This is a genomic window from Psychromonas arctica, assembly GCF_038155225.1.
Classification (GTDB): Bacteria; Pseudomonadota; Gammaproteobacteria; order Enterobacterales; family Psychromonadaceae; genus Psychromonas; species Psychromonas arctica_B.
The window spans coordinates 1-20,362 of record NZ_JBAKBA010000021.1 but is presented as its reverse complement, the minus strand read 5'-3'; the positions used below and the strand labels follow the sequence as shown (position 1 = coordinate 20,362).

Annotated in this window: 18 protein-coding genes; 10 read left to right on the top strand and 8 right to left on the bottom strand. The window is 36.8% G+C overall.

Going from position 1 to position 20,362, the window contains the following annotated elements; genetic code table 11:
• Positions 1-11: 11 nt before the first annotated feature.
• Positions 12-3,404 (bottom strand): EAL domain-containing protein, encoded by a 3,393-nt coding sequence (locus V6255_RS10175; protein WP_341628051.1) that lies wholly within the window; start codon positions 3,402-3,404, stop codon positions 12-14.
• Positions 3,405-3,852: 448 nt separating this feature from the next.
• On the opposite strand from V6255_RS10175, the gene V6255_RS10170 reads away from it, so the two are divergent.
• On the top strand, positions 3,853-4,236 hold the full coding sequence (locus V6255_RS10170) for a VOC family protein (RefSeq protein ID WP_341628050.1): 384 nt from the start codon (positions 3,853-3,855) through the stop codon (positions 4,234-4,236).
• 334 nt (positions 4,237-4,570) lie between these two features.
• Complete coding sequence (locus tag V6255_RS10165) at positions 4,571-5,194, top strand: YitT family protein (RefSeq protein ID WP_025565196.1); 624 nt, start codon at positions 4,571-4,573, stop codon at positions 5,192-5,194.
• Between the two features lie 15 nt (positions 5,195-5,209).
• Here the strand turns inward: V6255_RS10165 and V6255_RS10160 are convergent, their stop codons facing one another.
• Together V6255_RS10160 and V6255_RS10155 are read right to left on the bottom strand one after the other, a co-directional pair.
• On the bottom strand, positions 5,210-5,605 hold the full coding sequence (locus V6255_RS10160) for a type II toxin-antitoxin system death-on-curing family toxin (RefSeq protein ID WP_341628049.1): 396 nt from the start codon (positions 5,603-5,605) through the stop codon (positions 5,210-5,212).
• A complete protein-coding gene (locus V6255_RS10155) occupies positions 5,605-5,775 on the bottom strand; it encodes a hypothetical protein (protein ID WP_025565193.1) in 171 nt (56 codons plus the stop codon). Before V6255_RS10155 ends, V6255_RS10160 begins: the two co-directional genes overlap by 1 nt.
• A gap of 244 nt (positions 5,776-6,019) precedes the next feature.
• Here V6255_RS10155 and V6255_RS10150 point away from each other — a divergent pair, with 244 nt between their 5' ends.
• Entirely contained in the window at positions 6,020-6,904 is an 885-nt protein-coding gene (locus V6255_RS10150; protein ID WP_341628048.1) for an alpha/beta hydrolase, read from the top strand.
• 152 nt (positions 6,905-7,056) lie between these two features.
• On the opposite strand, the gene V6255_RS10145 is transcribed toward V6255_RS10150, so the two are convergent.
• From V6255_RS10145 to dgcN, 3 genes are all read right to left on the bottom strand, one after another.
• On the bottom strand, positions 7,057-7,917 hold the full coding sequence (locus V6255_RS10145) for a D-amino-acid transaminase (RefSeq protein WP_341628047.1): 861 nt from the start codon (positions 7,915-7,917) through the stop codon (positions 7,057-7,059).
• A gap of 95 nt (positions 7,918-8,012) precedes the next feature.
• On the bottom strand, positions 8,013-8,990 hold the full coding sequence (gene dgcA, locus V6255_RS10140; protein ID WP_341628046.1) for an N-acetyl-D-Glu racemase DgcA: 978 nt from the start codon (positions 8,988-8,990) through the stop codon (positions 8,013-8,015).
• Positions 8,991-9,000: 10 nt separating this feature from the next.
• Positions 9,001-10,005 (bottom strand): N-acetyltransferase DgcN, encoded by a 1,005-nt coding sequence (gene dgcN, locus V6255_RS10135; RefSeq protein WP_341628045.1) that lies wholly within the window; start codon positions 10,003-10,005, stop codon positions 9,001-9,003.
• 1,076 nt (positions 10,006-11,081) lie between these two features.
• Here dgcN and V6255_RS10130 point away from each other — a divergent pair.
• The 3 genes from V6255_RS10130 (at position 11,082) to V6255_RS10120 (ending at position 12,669) form a co-directional block, all read left to right on the top strand.
• Complete coding sequence (locus tag V6255_RS10130) at positions 11,082-11,768, top strand: DUF1826 domain-containing protein (RefSeq protein WP_341628044.1); 687 nt, start codon at positions 11,082-11,084, stop codon at positions 11,766-11,768.
• Between the two features lie 171 nt (positions 11,769-11,939).
• Positions 11,940-12,086: a hypothetical protein gene (locus V6255_RS10125; protein ID WP_341628043.1), complete on the top strand. Its 147-nt coding sequence runs from the start codon at positions 11,940-11,942 to the stop codon at positions 12,084-12,086.
• Positions 12,076-12,669: a Fic/DOC family protein gene (locus V6255_RS10120; RefSeq protein WP_341628042.1), complete on the top strand. Its 594-nt coding sequence runs from the start codon at positions 12,076-12,078 to the stop codon at positions 12,667-12,669. The genes V6255_RS10125 and V6255_RS10120 overlap by 11 nt, the downstream gene beginning before the upstream one ends.
• A 771-nt stretch (positions 12,670-13,440) precedes the next feature.
• Here the strand turns inward: V6255_RS10120 and V6255_RS10115 are convergent.
• Complete coding sequence (locus V6255_RS10115; protein ID WP_341628041.1) at positions 13,441-14,082, bottom strand: DUF2971 domain-containing protein; 642 nt, start codon at positions 14,080-14,082, stop codon at positions 13,441-13,443.
• 565 nt (positions 14,083-14,647) lie between these two features.
• Here V6255_RS10115 and htpG point away from each other — a divergent pair.
• From htpG to V6255_RS10095, 4 genes are all read left to right on the top strand, one after another.
• Positions 14,648-16,552, top strand: coding sequence for a molecular chaperone HtpG (htpG, locus tag V6255_RS10110; RefSeq protein ID WP_341628040.1), 1,905 nt, complete (start codon positions 14,648-14,650; stop codon positions 16,550-16,552).
• A 132-nt stretch (positions 16,553-16,684) separates the two neighbouring features.
• The gene (adk, locus tag V6255_RS10105; RefSeq protein WP_341628039.1) at positions 16,685-17,329 is read left to right on the top strand and encodes an adenylate kinase; all 645 of its coding nucleotides are present in this window, start codon (positions 16,685-16,687) and stop codon (positions 17,327-17,329) included.
• A 335-nt stretch (positions 17,330-17,664) separates the two neighbouring features.
• Positions 17,665-18,246 carry a C40 family peptidase gene (locus tag V6255_RS10100; protein WP_341628038.1) on the top strand — a complete coding sequence of 194 codons (582 nt, stop codon included), beginning with the start codon at positions 17,665-17,667 and terminating at the stop codon, positions 18,244-18,246.
• A gap of 122 nt (positions 18,247-18,368) precedes the next feature.
• A complete protein-coding gene (locus tag V6255_RS10095; RefSeq protein ID WP_341628037.1) occupies positions 18,369-19,256 on the top strand; it encodes a LysR family transcriptional regulator in 888 nt (295 codons plus the stop codon).
• A gap of 45 nt (positions 19,257-19,301) precedes the next feature.
• On the opposite strand, the gene V6255_RS10090 is transcribed toward V6255_RS10095, so the two are convergent.
• A complete protein-coding gene (locus V6255_RS10090; RefSeq protein WP_341628036.1) occupies positions 19,302-20,192 on the bottom strand; it encodes a DMT family transporter in 891 nt (296 codons plus the stop codon).
• Between the last annotated feature and the right edge of the window lie 170 nt (positions 20,193-20,362).

Below are 20,362 nucleotides of genomic sequence, written 5' to 3'. Positions count from 1 at the left end.
GAGGCTAACAATTAATGCTTATTATTTTTGCTCCAATTTTCTAACAAAATAGGGATGTCTTGCGCTTTAACGGGTTTAGAAAATAGATAACCTTGTAACTCTTCACAATCTAACTTCTTCAAAAAGTCCCATTGCTCTTGTATTTCTACACCTTCAGCAATTACTTTTAATTTCAGTCCCTTAGACATCATAATAATCGCGGGAACAATACTCGCGTTTTCTTCGTTATTAGCACAATCATGAATAAATGAACGGTCAATTTTTATAATATCTACGGGTATTTTATGAAGGCAACTTAAGGATGCATAGCCTGTTCCAAAATCATCAATGGCGATTGTAAAACCATAATTAGATAATTGTTGTAAAGTCGTTTGTGCTTTTTGATGATTATCAAAAACCGCATTTTCTGTGATTTCTAATGTAATGGTGCTTGGATCTATTTGTTTTTCTTCAAGTATATTAATGAATTCAGTTGCTAAGTTTTTATTTTGAAACTGTTTTGCTGAAACATTAATAGAGCATTTTAAGTGAATGCCTGAACGGATCCATTTTTGTTGTTGTATACAGGCATTTTTAAAAACACGGAGTCCAATTTCTTCAATTAAACCAGCTTCCTCTGCTAAAGGGATAAATTCTTGTGGATTAAGGCCATGATACTTTTCTGCGGGTAAACGGAGTAATGCTTCGACACCACATATTTCACCAGTACTACTTTTAACTTGTGGTTGGTATACAAGAAAAAAATCATTTTCACGCAGTGCTGTATGCAAGGTATGACGAATCTTTGCGGTTCGATTAAGTGAATCTTCTAACCCTTGTTGATAAAAAGAAAACTGGTTTTTACCACTGTGTTTTGACAGGTACATCGCCTTATCAGCTCTTTGTAATAAGATCTCTGACTGTTCTCCATGCTCAGGGAAGACTGCGATACCAATACTGGCGCTAATAAAAGCAACTTGTTCTTTAATGGTGACTGGGACTGATAATGTTTTTACGATTTCTCTAGCAATGTCCGCTGCAAATTGGTCATGCTCGATATTTGGTAATATTAGAATAAACTCATCGCCAGCAAAACGGGCTAATATATCTTCACTTCGTAAACATTTTTTTAACCGCTTACTCACTTCTATTAATAATAAATCGCCACCATCATGCCCTAATGAATCATTCACTAATTTAAACCCATCAAGATCGATAAATAGCAAAGCAAATTCAAGTTTCTGTTGCGTTGATGTTGAGATCATTCTGTTCAAATGTTCATTGAATAACACTCGATTAGGTAAGTTGGTGAGAGGGTCTTGGTATGCAAGCATTCTAATATGCGCTTGTTGTGCCTTAAGCTCTGAAATATCTTTATAAGCGCCACGGTAGCCAATGGTTTTTCCATATTTAATAATAGGGTTACCTGTGGCAAGCAGTACTTTCTCACTGCCATCTTTGTGTTGGTAACGTGTTTCAAGACCTGCTAGCTCATCTTGATTTTGCATCGATTTTATTAGTTTTTGTAGTTCGTCTGTAGAGTGTTTAGCAATAAAATGCGTCATCGGCTGGCCAATAATCTCTTCACGGGAATAACCTAATACTTGTTCGACGCCATCTGAGCTGTATTTAAAATGTGCTTCTGTATCGATTTCCCACAGCCAGTCTGAGGCACTATGAGCAATGTCACTAAACTTCTTCTCAGCTTCACTTAAGTGGTTGACGTGAATCTGATTTTTTAAAGCAGAGGAGAACAGAGTGAGTAGCCCTTCATATATAACACCTTTACGTACAGCAAGGTCTAATATACAAGTTCCAATAAAATCTTTTTTAAAAGATAACGGCATAATAACTAAAGCAAATAATGAGTTATCGTTTTTAATATTGGGTGGAATTAATTCTGAAGCGGGATAGAGGGTTTTAGATATCGCTAAGCGTTGCTTATCATGCATTGCAAATACACAATTCATTTGTGTTTTATCTTCACCTAAGTCTTCAAAAATACTGATATAACAATCATTAAAATGTAAGCCCTGCTGTAATTGCAGTGCTATTTCATCAAAATTGAGTTCTGAATTTAATTGAATGCCGATTTCTCTCATCGTACCAAGCTGTTGTTCTGTTTCAAAGCTACGATAGTGGCCTGCTTTTACATGGCATTGCTGTACTATTTTAAATAGATCACTCGCAATATTGATCGACTTACTTTTGTTTTCAACACGTTCAATTGACTGTATTAATCGATGGTGGATAACTTGCGTAAGTTGACCCCATAAGAATATTTGGTCTGTTTTTAACGTTGATTCTAATAGGTCACTAAAGTACCCAATTAACTGATAGCTCTCATGATTTTGTAAGTCCGTTAGTAGCATTGTTGATAATGTGGAAGCAATATCAGGGGGAGCATATTCTCGTTGATCTGATGGAAGGTGGTTAATGACTTGCGCTAACTCCATTTGAATATTTTCTATTGTTAGCGTTTTTTCAGAATGCTCTGCATTAACTAAGTTAGATGATTGAGATAACCCCATATCAGCTTGATGACACCCACAAGATTGTCTTACTACTAATGACGTTGGCAGCACTGTATTGTCGGTGATGACCTTCCCATCAATAATATCGATTAGTTTTTTAGCCGCGTACCATCCGAGATCATAGGTGGGTTCAATAATACTGGTTAGTGGTGGATCGGCAAAAAGGCTGTTCATATTGCCCATACTACCGGTCACGATAATATCTTCTGGTACTTTTACACCTTTCTTTTTTAACGATGAGATGATTGAAATAGCTTGGCTATCAGTACTGACTACAATTGCCTGAGGCCATTCTTGCTTAGGTTTTTCTAGTAGTTCATCAAGCCTTGGTATTGAGGCATTAGTGGACATATCACTGGTGATATACATGCCAGGGTCAAAATGTATTCCATACTGTTCTAGCGTCGCTTCAAAAAGCTGTTTCTTACGTTGGCTAGAAAGGTGATCGCCTGTTGGCCCTGCAAAGGCAAAACGTTGAACATGATGTTGATTGATCAAATGTGTGACTAAATCTTCAATACCTTGCTGAGGACTATAACCAACATCGAGATAACCTGGGATAGAACTCGTCACCGTGATCACGGGGATATGAGAAAACTGTTCTAAAAATAGCAGTTGTTGTTCCAATGAAATAAAGCGGCTCAGTGCGCCCATGGGAATAATTAAACCATCAATGGCATCTTTATCAATTAGCTCAAATATTCGGTCTCGAGACATATTGGTTTTAGCTGGCTTAGCAAATTCTGCCCCACTAAAACAGAGAGTATTATATTGCTGTTGCTGAGCGTAATCCTTAGCACCAAAAATAATACCTTCTGAAAAAGGGGTTGCCATCATATTGGTTAATATTGCGATAGTCGGAAAGTTATTCTTTAGAAGGCTCATCTTCATTTAATCACCTTAAATGAAGATCCACTTCCTTTCTGTTGATAGTTGTTAATACCCACTACAATAATCATATCTCTATCCTTGAGCTTTTGAATTTTTTAATGAGTGCGTTCTCTTCTTGTGAACGCGTGAACTGTTAGTGGAATAAAAGTATCGAGGTCATCTTTAGCATGATTAATTAAAGTTAGTACGGTATTCATTAATTAACTAATAACCAGTCAATCTACTAAACAGTTTTGAAAATGCTAAATATGACTGGTTTTTAAAAAAGGTCAAAATAAGAAAACGACTTTGGTTTATATTAACACGAGACTCTGATCGTGGTGCACATGACGATACAATTAATTCATTACGATTTTATATATATTAATTGTTTAAACTTTACTAAACAATTCACGATTAAGAGATTAAAGTATGAAGCACATATTTGAATACTAATAGAGGATATAAAATGTTTAGTCATGTAGTACTAGGTACAAATAACATTGAGCAATCAAAGAAATTCTATGATGCCACTATGGCTGTGTTAGGTTATCCCGAAGGCGTAATCGATGAAAAGGGGCGTTGTTTTTATTTCACTTCAGAAGGTGTCTTAGGGCTGACTTTACCTATCAATGGCGAACCCGCAACGGTGAGTAATGGCATGACAATAGGTTTTAAAGTCGCGAGTCCAGAAATCGGTAATCAATGGCATGCCGTTGGTATCACTAATGGCGGAGTAGCTTGCGAAGAGCCTCCAGGTCTTCGAGTTGGCCCAGCTAAAACATTGTACCTTGCTTATTTACGCGATCCATCAGGCAATAAAATTTGTGTCGCTCATATTTTACCGCGCTAAAATGAATGAGTATTGCTTAACTAAAATAATGGCGTTTGCCTGACTAAAGTGAATGGGAGTTATACCGATTACATTAAATATGTTATCTAAATTTTGCGCTGGAAAAACAGTTCAATTCAAGGCGTAAATTGACGTAAATGGCCATTCCCTTTACGAAATTTACAACGAGGAAGTGGGCTGTTTTAACAAGTAAAATAGATAAGCTATTTATTGTGAGTGGTATTAGTATTGAGTCATTTTTGTACTCGTTTATTAATTCCCTTTTTAATGGGTTCACTGATTGCATCGTCGACCTAATAAATAACTGACAACTTAATAAAAGGATATTGTTTTTATGTCAGAGACTGCATTAAAAAAAATAGAAATATTAACGCAACACCGTTGGTTTGAAGATGCAATGGCAATATTAATCGGCACGAGTTTAGTGTCTTTTGGTGTGGTGTTCTTAAAGCATGCAGGCCTTTTAACGGGCGGTACGGCAGGGTTGTCACTTTTAATTCACTACAAACTTGAGATTCAATTTGGTTTAGTGTTTTTTCTTATTAATTTACCCTTTTATTACTTTGCGCTTCGTCGCATGGGGTGGGTGTTTACGCTTAAAACTTTTGTTGCTGTATTCCTTGTGTCGACGTTTTCATCGTTACACGGCAAGTTTATTGATATCCAATCGCTCAATGCAGTTTATGCGGCTATCTTTGGCGGCTTTCTGTTTGGTGTCGGGTTTATTATTTTATTTCGTCATAAAGCCAGTTTAGGCGGATTCAATATTTTAGCTTTATATCTACAAGACAAGTATTCGATTAAAGCAGGGTGGTTATTAATGGGAGCCGATTTGACCATTATGTTAATTTCGTTATCTGTGGTGTCGTTTTATCAGTTAGTGTTATCGATAGGATGTGGGGTGGTGTTGAATGTGATCATCGCATTAAATCATCGTAATGATCGCTATAACGTGTGATTCCTAGATTGCAGCTTAAGATCCTTTATCTTTTTCATATTGAGCGTAAAGAATATCAGCAAAATCTAGTTCTGTGATGAGACCTAATACTAGGTCTCTTACTGCATCTGCAAGTAAATCATTATCTGAAGTTAATTCAAAATCATTGAGTGATAAGTATTCAAAAGCAACTGCTAAACCAGTCCTTTTGTTAGCATCTGGTAATGCGTGAGATACAGCAATGCTGGCTGTATATTTTGCTGCTATTTCAAAAACGTCGTCAAGTTGCTCATAAACAATAGCATTATCAATACGACTTAAAGCACCTTGAAGTTTCGAAAGATCTATACTTCCTTTCATTCCTGGTTCTGTTGCCAGAATAAAGGTGTTAATTTCAACAACCCTTTCATACGGAAAGCAAATTATTTCCATTACATGTAAGCCAGTTTCTTAAAGGTTTGAACATGAGTTCTTAAAGCTAATTTTGTCTCTGATTTAATAATTTGTTGCCCTAACGCTCCAGAAAGATCAAGTTCTTTAGTCGCTTTTATTTTAGGGCGGTGCACCGCTTTAACACCATATTTCTCTACTTTAGTATTCATAATTAATATTCCAAATATACAATGAAGTCAATTATACTCGATAATACGTGAAAACATAATAATTGAACGAGGTTGTTTTTTGACCTGAATAAAAACAAACGTTCATAACGTACTGTTCATACCACTTACTCTAATGGCGATTTTAGTTGATTTCTTCTTTTCGTTATCATTCTAATTATGATCTAAGTGACGTTATAACCGTAATGACTTATTAACGTATCCACCAATAAAAAAAGAGTATCGATTGAAAAGATTATTAATAGTTATTGCACTCATTCCTGTTGCGGTGCTGGTTTTTGCATTCATAAAAGACAGCACAGTGACTGGACTTAACATACTCAATACTGGTGTTTCATTATCGTCAAACATGACGGTACAAAAAGATATCGTTTTTGATACTAACAAAGATTTAAAACTTGATATTTATAGCAACGCCGATTGGAAAGACAATACTGAGCGCCCTGTCATTGTGTTTTTTTACGGAGGCGGTTGGAGTTGGGGAGACAAAGCTTACTTTACCTTTGTGGCCGATAGCTTTGTGAAAAAAGGCTACGTTGTAGTGATCCCTAATTACACACTTTATCCGGCAGCAAAATATCCAACGTTTGTGAAAGATGGTGCGAAAGCCGTGGCATGGGTAAATGACCATGTGTCCGATTTTGGTGGGGATGTTAACAATCTATTCGTAACGGGGCATTCGGCCGGTGCTTATATTGCTGCGATGGTCGCGTTTAATGACCAATATTTAGCAGCTGAAAATAAACCAACGTCAATCATAAAAGCCGTAGCAGGTATTGCTGGACCGTATAATTTCACACCAAAAGCGCAAGAATATATTGATGTTTTTGGTGAAGAAAGTTTCGATGATATGAAAATTCAACATCATGTTAACGGTAATGAACCACCTGCATTGCTTATTCATTCTGAAGGCGATACGACGGTAGGTCTCTTTAATCAAAAATTAATGGCAGAGGCACTGATTGCAAATGGAGATACAGTTGAGACGTTAGTCTACGGGCAAGACATAACACACATAAAAGTATTGATGAAGTTACATCCGTGGTTTGCAGATAAAGTGGATGTTGCATCTGATATCGATGCATTTTTTAAAGGTATAAATACCCAATAAAAAGGGCAAATAGTAATTTCTCTTTGCCCTTCATCATATTGATTTTTGGTATAACAATTAATTGCTTGAGCACTTTAAGCTTGTGCTTACTTATTTGTGCTTAGTTAACTGTTTTTAGATAATAACGTTTTTAACAAAGCACTTAACTCATCTTATTCAGCTGTTTTTGTGGCTAACTCAATGTAAATTTCACGTAATTTTTTCGCTACATTACCTGGTTTTCCATCACCGATTGTGTGACCATCGATTTCAACAACAGGCCATACAAAGGTTGTTGCTGAACTAACAAATGCTTCAGCAGCTTGGTACGCTTCTTCTGCCGTAAACAAACGTTCTTCAATTTTGATCGCTTCTTTTTCAGCAAGTTCAAGTAATGCCTTACGGGTAATACCGTGCAAAATATCATTACTTAACGGACGTGTTACTAATACACCGTCTTGCGTCACAATATAAGCATTGTTTGAACTACCTTCAGTGATATAACCATCTTCGATTAACCATGCATCATCTACTTGTTTTTCGATAGCTGCTTGCTTAGCCATACATGGTGCAAGTAGACCCACTGTTTTGATATCACGGCGTTTCCAACGAATATCTTCAGTAGTAATCACTTTCATGCCTTTCGTTGCTTTTGGACTATTTAATAGTTCACGCGCTTGAGTGAATAGCACTAACGTAGGCTTCACATCGGCAGGGTAACCAAAATCACGATCACCAGCAGAGCCGCGGCTAATCTGTAAATAAATGCCACCTTCATTCAGTGCATTCTTTTTGATTAGTTCTTTCTGGATATTAGTGATTTCTGCTAGTGGGACAGGTAATGCTATTTGTAATTCATTACATGAACGCTGTAAGCGAATCATATGGCCTTCGTTGTCGACTAATTTACCATTAATCACCGCCGTTACTTCATAAACGGCATCGCCAAACAGGAAACCACGATCGAAAATAGAAACCTTAGCTTCATCTTCTTTAAGATACTGACCATCTAGGTAGACAATACGTCCCATCATTTAACCCTCGTAATATAGCGATAATCTGATTCTCGCTATTTATAAAATAGATAACCTAAATTCATTAACTTAAAATTTGGGTTCTTGTTAATGAATTAACCCCAAAGCGTTGCTTGGTAAAAATTCATTAGACTTTCATCAAATTGGATACCTGATTGACGATCTTCAGCCAGTAATAATGGCCCATCAAGATCTACAATTTGAACGTTTTGTGCGACGATAAAAGCAGGTGCCATTGCAAGCGATGTTGCAACCATACAGCCAACCATAACCTGTAATCCTGCTTTCTCAGCTTCTTCTTTTAAAGCGATGGCTTCTGTTAAACCACCGGTTTTGTCTAACTTAATATTGATCATGTCATAGCGACCAGTAATATTTTTTAAGCTACTACTATCATGACAAGACTCATCAGCACAAAGCGTAATTGGTCGGGGTAAATGCGCTAGGGCGGCATCATCACTTGCCGGAAAAGGTTGCTCAATCATCTCAACACCCAGTTTTACTAGCTCAGGTACCATGTCTAAGTATTGCTGTTCATTCCAACCTTCATTAGCATCCACAATAATGCGTGCTTTAGGAGAGCCTTCGCGAACAGCCGCAACACGTTCCACATCACCTTCACCTGCAAGTTTTAGCTTTAGTAAAGGTCTGTGCGCATTTTTAATTGCTGCTGCTTTCATACGTTCTGGTGTATCTAACGATAACGTAAACGCGGTAATAATTGGTTCAGGTTGTGAAACCTCAAGCTGTTGCCAAATGCGTTTGCCTGATTGCTTACAAGCTAAATCCCAGTAGGCACAATCTAATGCATTACGTGCGGCACCTGCTGGTAATAAAGTCTGCATGTTTTGTCGGGTTAAGCCGGCGGCTATTTTGTCTTTTAAAGCAGCCAGCTCAGCAATGACTGACTCGATTGATTCATCGTAACGGGCATAGGGAACGCATTCCCCACGGCCAGTATGTTCACCTTGTTGCAGTTCAACTACAACAACATTGGCATGGGTTCTACTACCTCGAGAAATAGTAAAAGATCCTTCAATAAGCCAACTTTCGTGTAATAGATTAACCTTCATCACTTAGCCCTTAAATTTTTGCTAATGCTTCAACAATACGGCTAACACCTTCACGGAATGGGTCAACTGCTGGCAGGTTAAATTCTGCTTCAACTTCCGCTAAGTATTTAGCAGCTTCTGCTTCTGAAAGTTGTGAAGTATTAACTGAAATACCAACAAACTTAACGTCTGGATTAGTAATGCGCGCCATTGTTAAGTTAAGTTCCATACATGTTTTTAAGTCAGGAAGTGGGTAAGTCGGTAAACCACGCATATGTTCACGTGTTGGCTCGTGACATAATACTAATGCATCAGCTTGTGAACCGTGGATAAGACCCGCTGTTACGCCTGAGAATGAAGCATGGAATAATGAACCTTGACCTTCAATGACATCCCAGTGATCAGCATCGTTTGCTGGTGCGATAGTTTCAACTGCACCGGCGATAAAGTCAGCCACAACAGCATCAATACTGACACCTGAACCACTAATCAAAATACCTGTTTGACCAGTCGCTCGGAAACTGGTTTTCATGCCTTGTGCTAGCATTTCTTTTTCAAGTGCTAATGCGGTATACATTTTACCTACTGAGCAGTCTGTACCCACTTGTAATACACGTTTACCAGAGCGTTTTAAGCCATTTGCAACAGGGAATGTTTGTGTTGGGAAACGAACATCAAATAAGTTACGACCTAAGCTATCAGCCAATTCTTTAAGTTCAGGAATATCTGTTAATTTATTGTGTAAACCTGAAGCTAAATCCATACCAGCTTCTAATGCTTCTTTTAAGATAGTTAACCAATTATCTGAAATAATGCCACCACGGTTAGCAACACCAATCACTAATGTTTTAACGCCAGCAGCTTTAGCTTGTGCAATATTCATGTCTGTTAAACTACAGTCAGCTTGACAGTCTTCCATGCGGTATTGACCTGCACAGTATTCTGGATGCCATTGTTTAATACCTTGAGCCACTTTCGCTGCTAGAGGATCTTGTGCATCGCCTAAAAATAATAGGTAAGGTTTTTTAATTTCCATATTTATATTCCCATTGGTAGTAGAGTGTATTTTATTATTGCCTAACGGCTCAGTTGCACTGTTTTAATCATGCTTAGATTCAAATAGTAATGCATCAAAATAATTAGGCTAGCTAGTCTGATAGAGCAGGTTACATGCCAAAAACCAGAATTTTAATTAATTTACCTAAAGCACTTTTCATCTTAGTTAATGTTATTTTGTTATCAATTACTCTAGCAGTTTTGCATTAGTCTATAATGCTTATTTATAGTTAAATTGTAGTTGATTGTTCTGTTGTTGTTTGTTTTGAATATGATGGAGAGTTTTTTGTTTTGTTGTATTTTTTTCTCTATTTTTTTCTAAAAATAAATAAACGCTTAAAAATATCAATATGGCTTTTTAATTAATTGACGTTTTAAATCTTAAATTTAAAAATCCTTTGTATTTGCACCTTCGTGGCGTTTTTTTTATTTCGGCTGTTCATTTTTGGTGCAATGTTATTAACGTTTATTTTTAAGTAATTTAAAAAGGATAATTAAATTAATCGTTAAATAACTAAGGTTTATTTAATGTTTTATCAGGTTTTTTATTGGTTATATTGTGCTGAAAAATAAGTGTTAAGTAATTTATTCCTCTATTCAATAAACTGCTGGTTAATGAGCAACAGGTTAATGATCTGCAGAATTCCCTGTATTGAGATCCTGTTAGTTTACATGTTATTAACGTTGATTTTTCCTTGTCTGAGGTGACATGCTTTCTATCCGAGTAAAACTATTCACCTATGATCTGAACTCAAAGATTATGTCACTTTTCTTATTATTTGAATTCAAGTTGCTTTAAGACCATATCCCAAATCATTAATCCATATTCCTTCAAAATACCCTCTATTGACAAAGTTTACTCCGCTCAGGATAATGCCTTTTTATAAAGTTATGTTATAACATAACAATAAGTGGTGTAATTAAGTTGGTTTTAACTCTTTTTTATAAAAAGAGATAAGCCAAGCCTTGATGACTGACTATTAAATTAAGTTGAAATGTTACATGGCAAACTGTTCTGGATAACATTCCAGATCTGTTGCTTGTATGGGAGCAAACATGAACGCAATAAACTCGGCCTACGCACTCGATATTGATACTTGCAGTGAGCAAGCAACAAAAGTTCGACATTCTATTCAGGGCAATGAGCCTCACGTTTTCACCGACATCTATAGTGAAGAGGTCAATATCGCTATTTGGCAGCGTAATTTGTCATCAACATTAACAGGTTCTGTCGCCGACTTTTTAACAGAAAAACCAAGGTTTAAAGCGTCGATGACTGTCTCACCGCAAAGCGTATTAGAAAGTATTAGTGAGTCGTTAGGGACTGAAATGAGCGAACTCAGTGAAAACATTGCAGAGCTGGTGGAGATGTTTTGTTGTTTGTTTGAACTTAAACGTGTTGGACTGCGTTTAACCGTAGTTGATAGCGCGATGTGCCCCAAGTTTCATGTGGACAACGTACCGTGCCGTTTAATAACAACCTTTCAAGGTGTTGGCACAGAGTGGTTACCTCATCAAGTGGCGGATAGAGAAAAACTAGGCAGGGGAAGTAACGGAAAATCCGATAGTGAATCTGGGATATATCAAAATGAAAAAGAGATACAACAACTTAATTGTGGTGATGTCGCTTTATTAAAAGGCGAACATTGGGAAGGAAATGAACAAACTGGGCTGGTACATCGATCTCCTGCGTTAGGAGCAGATGAACGACGTTTGATATTGACACTTGATTTTAGTTATTGATTTTTCCAACTGCACAAAGCCTTAGTTTGCTGAGGCAAGAGAAGCCTCTTTTTCTAAAACCATTAAACTTACGCTATTTTAGTGGCTTGTTTTTATCATCTAACAGTATAAAATCAATAGGTAGCAACATTCTCTATTTTATATTAATGTGAGATCACAATGAAAAATGTAATGACTCAAACGAAACTGAAAAATACGCGTTCTTTCACTACTAAAATGTGTAACTTTGAAACAAGTTCTCGTTATGAAGGATTAACTTTAAAAAAAGAAAATGAAGGCAAGTCTCTTCAAGAATTAAAACTAAAGTATGCACGATAAGTATAGTATCAGCCAGGATCCTTATTGCTATGAAAACTCGAATGTACTTAAGAATAAATTAAATATAACCGATCCAATCGAGTTAGATGATGCAGAATTAGCATTCACCGCTTTGCGTTATAAAGAATACTCTTCAACTATCTCATCCATTGAAAGCTTTAACTTAACCCACCTTTGCTCATTACATTTTCATCTTTTTCAAGATTTATATGCTTGGTCAGGAAAGATAAGAACTGTTGATATATCGAAAGGAACTACCCGATTTTGTGCCTGTTTACGGATTGAAGTTGAAGCTAAAAAACAGTTTTCTAGGCTTTCTAAACTTATAGATATTAATTCACAGGAAGAGTTAATTAGCGAAATTTCTGATATTTTTTGTGAATTAAATATTATTCATCCATTCAGGGAAGGTAATGGAAGAACGTTACGCTTTTTATTTGAAGAGTTATTTTTCTTTTTAGGGATTGATTTTGAATGGCCTAGTATCACAAAAGAAGAATGGGTTGATGCTAACGTTTGTGGATATAATTGCGACCTTCGCGCTTTAAATAAGATTTTTACAGCAGGTGTATTACCTGCTTAATATTTATTAATAAACAAATTCCCTTTATGCGCTAACTCGCCACCGAATCCAAACAATGGTCGTCCCTTTAAAGTCAGCTTTCTTAACTCACTTACAGTAAACGTCCTGCTTGCTGTTGCTGAAAGTTATACATTGTTTGGGAAAATTCAACGGTGGAATTGAACCATCCATCTTGTGCATCGTTTTACATTAACTTATTGATATTTTTGAGATCAATAAGTGGATATCCCATATTTTTATTGTTTTACTCATAGCCAATTGCTTTTAAGGTTCGTCTACGCTCATCCAGTCATTTCGGTTATTAGTTTCAGTGTTTTCGCCCTGTCGGCGACTCTACTTTCTCTCTGCCAGCAGAGAAAGTAAGCAAAGAGACTGGCACCGAGTCGCTTTCTAATCCAAACCATGTAGAACTTTCTTAATGCACCAGTTCATACGACACGTCCATGTGTCGGATGAACTTACAGCAAACGTCCTGTTTGCTGTTGCTGAAAGTTATCCATGGTTTGGGAAAGCTCAACTGTGGGGTTGTCGTAGCCGCATTGAGTTTCGTTTTTATTAATTGATATTGTTGATTCAACGAGTAGATGCCCAATACTTTTTATTCATCAGACCAGTTTGGGCTTCCATAAACTGGATGCTCAGGAATATAGATCTTGAATTTGTTTGGAACTATTTCCGCTTGGTAGAGTTTGATATTCATTCCATGTTCTTCATTTACTTTATTTATTAACTCTTTAATTTCAGATTTTAATTTTTCATCGAACTTTACGCCTAAAATAATAGAAGATAAAAGTGCCTCTCGTAAGGGGGAATGCCATTTCCTCGATCAAAATCTAATACTCTTATTTCGTCCTCATAGTTCCAATCTTCTCCTTTAATTAAAAGATCGTGGGTAACGTCTGATTTATATATTTCTCGGATAGGTTTATCATTCTGATATTTAATATGAACTGCAAATAAATATTTAGAACCTAAAGAGTAATCTTGAGGAATTACGCTTTTAAATTCAGCTGCAATACCAGTATGTTTATTTCCATAATGAGCCCACATTAAAAGGTTACATGGTTTGGTTGTCATTGAACATATGCCAATTCCGTTTTGAATAGATTCTAAATATTCTCCAGTATAAACATGATTTTGGAGCGTCTTTGCAAACTTTCCTTTGTTTTGTATACGTTGTGATGGAGATAACCCAAGTGAATCGGAGAATTCACGAATAAGGTGTGATGTTACATTTGAAATATTTTGTATTGATTCTTCTGAATATGAAGGAACGCAATCAAAAGGATCATTAAATTCATTTGCATGACTGAACTTCATTGTTGCATTCTTTATTAATGCTTCAGCTCCATCACCATAAGGCATATATTTGTATTTATATTTTCCTATAAATGGTCTTGCTTCATTCGCCATAAGATTTACCTTTAAAAAATTTTAAATATTATTTACTTTTAATCTGAATACAGAATAGATTATTTATCTAATTGATGCCTTCTAAAAGAATAAGGGGCTAGATGTTAATCGCTAGAATATTACTCAACGTGGCTACGATTCGTCACTGTTGAGCTTTCCCAAGCGATGAATACCTTTCAGCAACAGCAAACAGGACGTTTGCTGTAAGTTCATTCTGCGCATGGACGCGCCGTATGAACTGGTGCGTTTAGAAAGGTATTCATCGATTGGGATTTAAAAGCGATTCAGTGTCAGTCTTTTTGCTTACTTTTTTCTTCTGACCAAGAAAAAGTAAAGTCGCCGACAGGGCGAAACACCAAGCCACAATTATTAATAATGCTTAAACGAGCGCAGACGAGACATAACCCAACCAACAAAAATCACCCCAAGTTTGATCCAACTTCCACCTACCTCATCATCAACACTAAAAAAAATCAAATTTCCTCTTGAAATCGCTTCAACTGTCTCCATCTATAAAGTATCTAAGTAAGACCAATAACCACTTGTTTAAGAGAGAAATAGAAATATGGAAAAGCAACAAAATCATACTTTCAGTGCTGATACAGGCAAACTGCTTAAATTAATGATCCACTCTTTATACTCAAATAAAGAAATTTTCCTACGTGAACTCGTTTCTAACGCTGCAGATGCTGCTGACAAACTACGTTTTAAAGCACTGTCTGACGGAAGTTTATTCGAAAACGATGCAGACTTACGTGTACGTATTAGTTTTGATGAAGAAGCAAAAACAATCACTATTAGCGATAATGGTATTGGTATGACGCGTGATGAAGTCATTGAACATTTAGGTACCATTGCTAAATCTGGTACAAGTGACTTCTTTGAACAATTATCTGGTGACCAAGTTAAAGATTCACAGTTAATCGGCCAATTCGGTGTCGGTTTCTACTCTGCATTTATCGTTGCTGATAAAGTCACTGTTAATACGCGTAAAGCGGGTGAAGATGCATCTACTGGTACTTCTTGGGAATCTGCTGGTGAAGCTGACTATACGGTAGCTGATATTGAAAAAGCGGATCGTGGTACAGAAATCATCTTACATTTACGTGATGATGAAGCTGAGTTCTTAAACGATTACAAACTACGTAATGTTGTCTCTAAATACTCTGACCACATTAGTATCCCTGTACAAATGTTTAAAGATGCAGTGCCTGAGTCTGACGGTCCTGATGGCGAAAAAGTACCTGCTGTTGAAGCTGCATGGGAAACGGTTAATAAAGCGACTGCTTTATGGAACTGCGCTAAAAGCGAAGTGAATGACGACCAATACAAAGAGTTCTACAAGCACATCGCTAATGACTTTGAAGATCCACTAACATGGTCTCATAACAAAGTTGAAGGTGAGCAAGAATATACAAGCTTACTTTACATCCCTAAACGTGCGCCATACGATTTATGGAACCGTGAAAAAGCACATGGCCTAAAACTATACGTTCAACGTGTATTTATTATGGACGATGCTGAACAGTTCATGCCAACGTACTTACGTTTCGTGAAAGGTGTGTTGGATTCAAATGATTTACCACTTAACGTTTCGCGTGAAATTCTACAAGATACTCGTGTAACGACTAAGTTACGTAGTGCTTGTACTAAACGTGCACTTTCTATGCTAACTAAGTTTGCTAAGAAAAATGAAACTGAATACAACGCGTTCTGGAAAGAGTTTGGCCAAGTATTAAAAGAAGGCCCAGCTGAAGATGCAAGCAACAAAGAACAAATTGCTAAGCTATTCCGTTTTGCTTCAACTGAAGCGGATGTTGCAGATCAAACTGTTTCTTTAGATGCTTACATTTCACGCATGAATGAAGAACAAGATAAAATTTACTACATTACTGCTGATAGCTTTAATGCGGCTAAAAACAGCCCACACTTAGAGATCTTACGTAAGAAAGGTATCGAAGTGTTATTACTATCAGACCGTGTTGATGAATGGTTATTAAGCCATTTACCAGAGTACGATGGTAAAGCGTTTATCAGCGTAACACAGGGTGATTTAGACCTAGGTAAACTAGATTCTGAAGAAGAGAAAAAAGAGCAAGAGAAGCAAGAAACTGAATTTGCTAGCTTCATTGAGCGTGTTAAAGCAGTACTAGGTGATAAAGTGAAAGATGTTCGTTTAACACAACGTCTAACGTCTACACCAACTTGTATTGTTGCGGATAACGATGATATGAGCACGCAAATGGCTAAGTTGATGGCACAAATGGGACAACCTGTTCCAGATAGTAAGCCAATTTTTGAACTTAACCCTGAACATTCGATGATTACTAAATTAGCTGATATGGCTGACGAAGAGTTATTTGCAGAGTGGACTGAGCTGTTATTACAACAAGCTGTTCTTTCTGAAAAAGGTAGTTTAGATGACCCATCAGAATTTGTTGCTCGAATTAATAAGTTACTATTAGCTTAATTAATCGCTTAATATTTTAATAAATGTGTTGAAGGCCTGCTTATGCAGGCCTTTTTTGTTGATATTCTTGAGAAATTCCTCGCAACGGTGTAAATTTCGCTCTGGAATTTATTAATTATATAGGAAGCTATAATGCGCATTATTTTATTAGGTGCTCCAGGTGCTGGTAAAGGAACACAAGCCCAGTTCATGATGGACAAATATGGTATCCCACAAATCTCTACGGGTGACATGTTACGTGCCGCTGCAAAAGCAGGTACTGAACTTGGTTTAAAAGCAAAAGAATTAATGGATGCAGGCCAATTGGTATCTGATGAGTTAATTATTGGATTAGTGAAAGAGCGTATTGCAGAAGAAGATTGTGCAAAAGGTTTTTTACTCGATGGTTTCCCACGTACAATCCCACAAGCTGATGCTATGAAAGAAGCGGGTGTTATTGTTGATTTCGTACTTGAATTTGATGTGCCAGACGAAGAAATCGTTAAACGTATGGCTGGTCGTCGTGTTCATTCTGGTTCAGGCCGTACTTACCACATCGTTTACAACCCACCAAAAGTGGAAGGTAAAGATGATGTAACAGGTGATGAACTTTCTATTCGTCCTGATGATGAAGAGTCTACAGTACGTAAACGTTTAGATATTTACCATTCACAAACTGCACCGCTTATTGCTTATTACAAGAATGAAGCTGTACAAGGTAACGGTGCTCACCATAAGTTTGATGGTACTAAAGCGGTTGATGTGATCAGTGCTGAACTTGCTGAGATCTTAGGTTAATTCTTTAACCTATTAAAACAATTGTGAGGGGCGTAAGCCCCTTTTTTGTTGGTTATTACGGCTATTATTTTATATTTTTTCGATCTATTAAGATTGATAAACGCAATAAAGAAATATTAATAAATGGCATTTCTTGATTACGTTTCTATACTGAATCTCACACTAAAACATTAGCAACGCTATTAATTACTAAGGTAGATAATAGAGGATCTAATCGTTTAGTTGTAGAAAATAAAAACCTATTTATAAACAGTGATGGTCAATGCATCATTGTTTTTGCGTAAATGACAATGATGCACAAATCGCATTATTTATAAACTTGGTAGAATAATTAGATGACAAACGTAATCAAAAATTACTTTAGACATGTGAGCTTATTGGCTGTGGTTTTATTATTAGCTGCGTGTAGTTCTGCGCCAAAACAAGCTGAAATCAACACGGTTACTAATACAGGTAATAAAACACTGACCAAAAGTGAATCTAAAGAAGCCAAAGGTCATCATTCTGATAGCGCAAAAAGTTCAGATCAAGAGATGAGCCCTGAAGATTTGTTGTATGTGTTATTACGCAGTGAATATACTCATTGGGTCGGCAGTCCTTACAAATACGGTGGAAACACATTAAGCGGGATTGATTGCTCTAGCTTAGTCCAACAAGTGTTTGAAAATAGTTTTAATATTGATTTGCCTCGTACCACTGAATATCAGGTTAAAAAAGGTATCTCTATTAAAAAGAGTGAATTGGAAGTCGGTGATTTAGTGTTCTTTAAAACGGGTCGCAGAACGCGTCATGTTGGTATCTATATGGGTGATGATGAGTTTTTCCACGTATCAACAAGCCAAGGTACGAAAATTTCTTCATTATCTAATGTGTATTGGAAAAAGCATTACTGGCAATCTCGTCGAATCATCGATTAACTAAATCGCTAAATCGCTAAATCGCTAAATCGCTAAATCGCTAAATCGCTAAATAACTAAATAGCGCTTAATTTCCTTAGTTTAAATCTTAAAGGCGAGTGTATTGATGACGTTGGCTTGTAATGAAATCTAATTATTCTCTTGATGACTTACGTAGCTTTTGCACTATTGTGAAGCTCGGTAGTTTTAAAAAAGCCTCTGATAATTTAGATATCCCCTTATCGACCTTAAGCCGCCGTATACGTCAATTAGAAGACGATTTACAATTACGTTTATTAAATCGAGATGCACATCGAGTCACTTTAACGCAAATCGGCAGTCAATATTACGATCGTTATAATACTTTGTTTGATGAGTTAAATGGCATCGAGCTAGACCTTAATGAAGAGAAAACTGAACCCAAAGGTAAAATCAGGATCACCGCGCCCATTTATCTAGGTAAACATTTTCTAAGTGCTATTTTTTGTGACTTTTTATTAGCATATCCTGACATACAATTAGATTTACGCTTTTCAAACAGTTTGATTGATATTGAAAAAGAAGGGATAGACGTTGCCTTTAGAATGAGGAACCCAACGATTGATGATTGGGTTGTTCGACAGCTTAAATTTACGCGTAATGTATTATGTAGCCATCCAAGTCAATCCTTCGACCATATTACTCATCCTGAACAATTAGAAGTTTTTCCTAAAGTAACCAGTTTTCGGTTAGTACCGTGGCAGTTGAAAAATCAACGTACTGGTGAGAAATATAATTATCATCCTACTAACTTGGTTCGACTTGAAGTGGATGAAATTCAGATGATGACCTATGCCGTGAAAACAGGGCTAGGAATTAGTTATATCCCTGACTATATTGCGTTGCCGATGATTGAACGGGGAGAAGTGAAACAAATTCTTCCTGATTGGCAAAGTGAAGGGCAGGTGTTTTCGATGCTGTACCGCGATAGAAAAAATATCCCATTACGCGTTAGGCTGTTTATTGAATATGTCTTAAAGCACCTTGCTTAAGGTGCTTCATTTAATCGCTTTTTTTTAATGGCTTTTCTTTAATGGCTACTGGCTTAAACGTAAAATAAGAATACCCACCAATGCTGTCGTTAATCCTAAGATCTCTTGACGACTGAAGGACTCTTTTAGGAAAATGCGCGAGTAGAGTAAAATAATTAAGATATTCATCGCTGATATGGCAGACACTAATCCCGTGGTACCAATGGCAAACGCCGATAATATCGCCATCATCCCCGCTACATTAGTTAAACCAACAACTAACCCACAGCAAAATGTTTTTGTATCTGACCATGTTTTGATTTCAGGATGATTCGAACTTAGCTCATTCATTTTTTCGGTCATTTTTTTACGTGTTTTTAACCAACTTGCTGCAAATAGCAGGCTACCAAAGCCGAACATTAAGGTTAAGGTGCCAAACATATCCGCATCTAAGCGGGTTGATTGCTTTCCTAAAATATCATTGAATGCAAAGCACAGCGCAGCTAGTAAGCCCCATTGTGCGCCTTGTAAGTTGCTAAAAGAGATATCGTTTGAATAACGGATAGTATAGAGGCCTGCAAAAATAATAATGAAGCCTATTAATTGTTGAGTGGTTAGTGTTTCTTGCCAAAATAGAAAAGCCAATAACACCACAAACAGTGGCGGCAGCCCTGATAAAATGCTGATTAAAGAAGCTTTACCGACAGAGAAACCTTTGTGTAAGGCCGCATTGGCAACAAAAGATCCTAAGCCAAGCGTTAAGCCGACCAACATATCCTGCCAGCCATACCATTGTTGGTCGAGTAACATCATGGCGAACCCACTGATGATAAATCCCACAAAAAATACACCGAATAACATTAAGTTACGGTTAATATTTTTTTGTGAGGTCCATTGATACATTATGCCCCTTGCACCAAAAAAGACGGCGGCTAATAATGCATAGACGATCCACATGACTGACTCCTTGAATATGATTTTTACTTACTGGTTAACTTGTTGTTTCTATAAGTTGCTTTGACGTTGCTTGTCGCATATACATTGAGTGATAAAAAGCTGACTAATTTGTACTTTATACCAAAAGAATTAATAAGGTGATCATTCTTGCTGGTTAAAATCACCCCTAA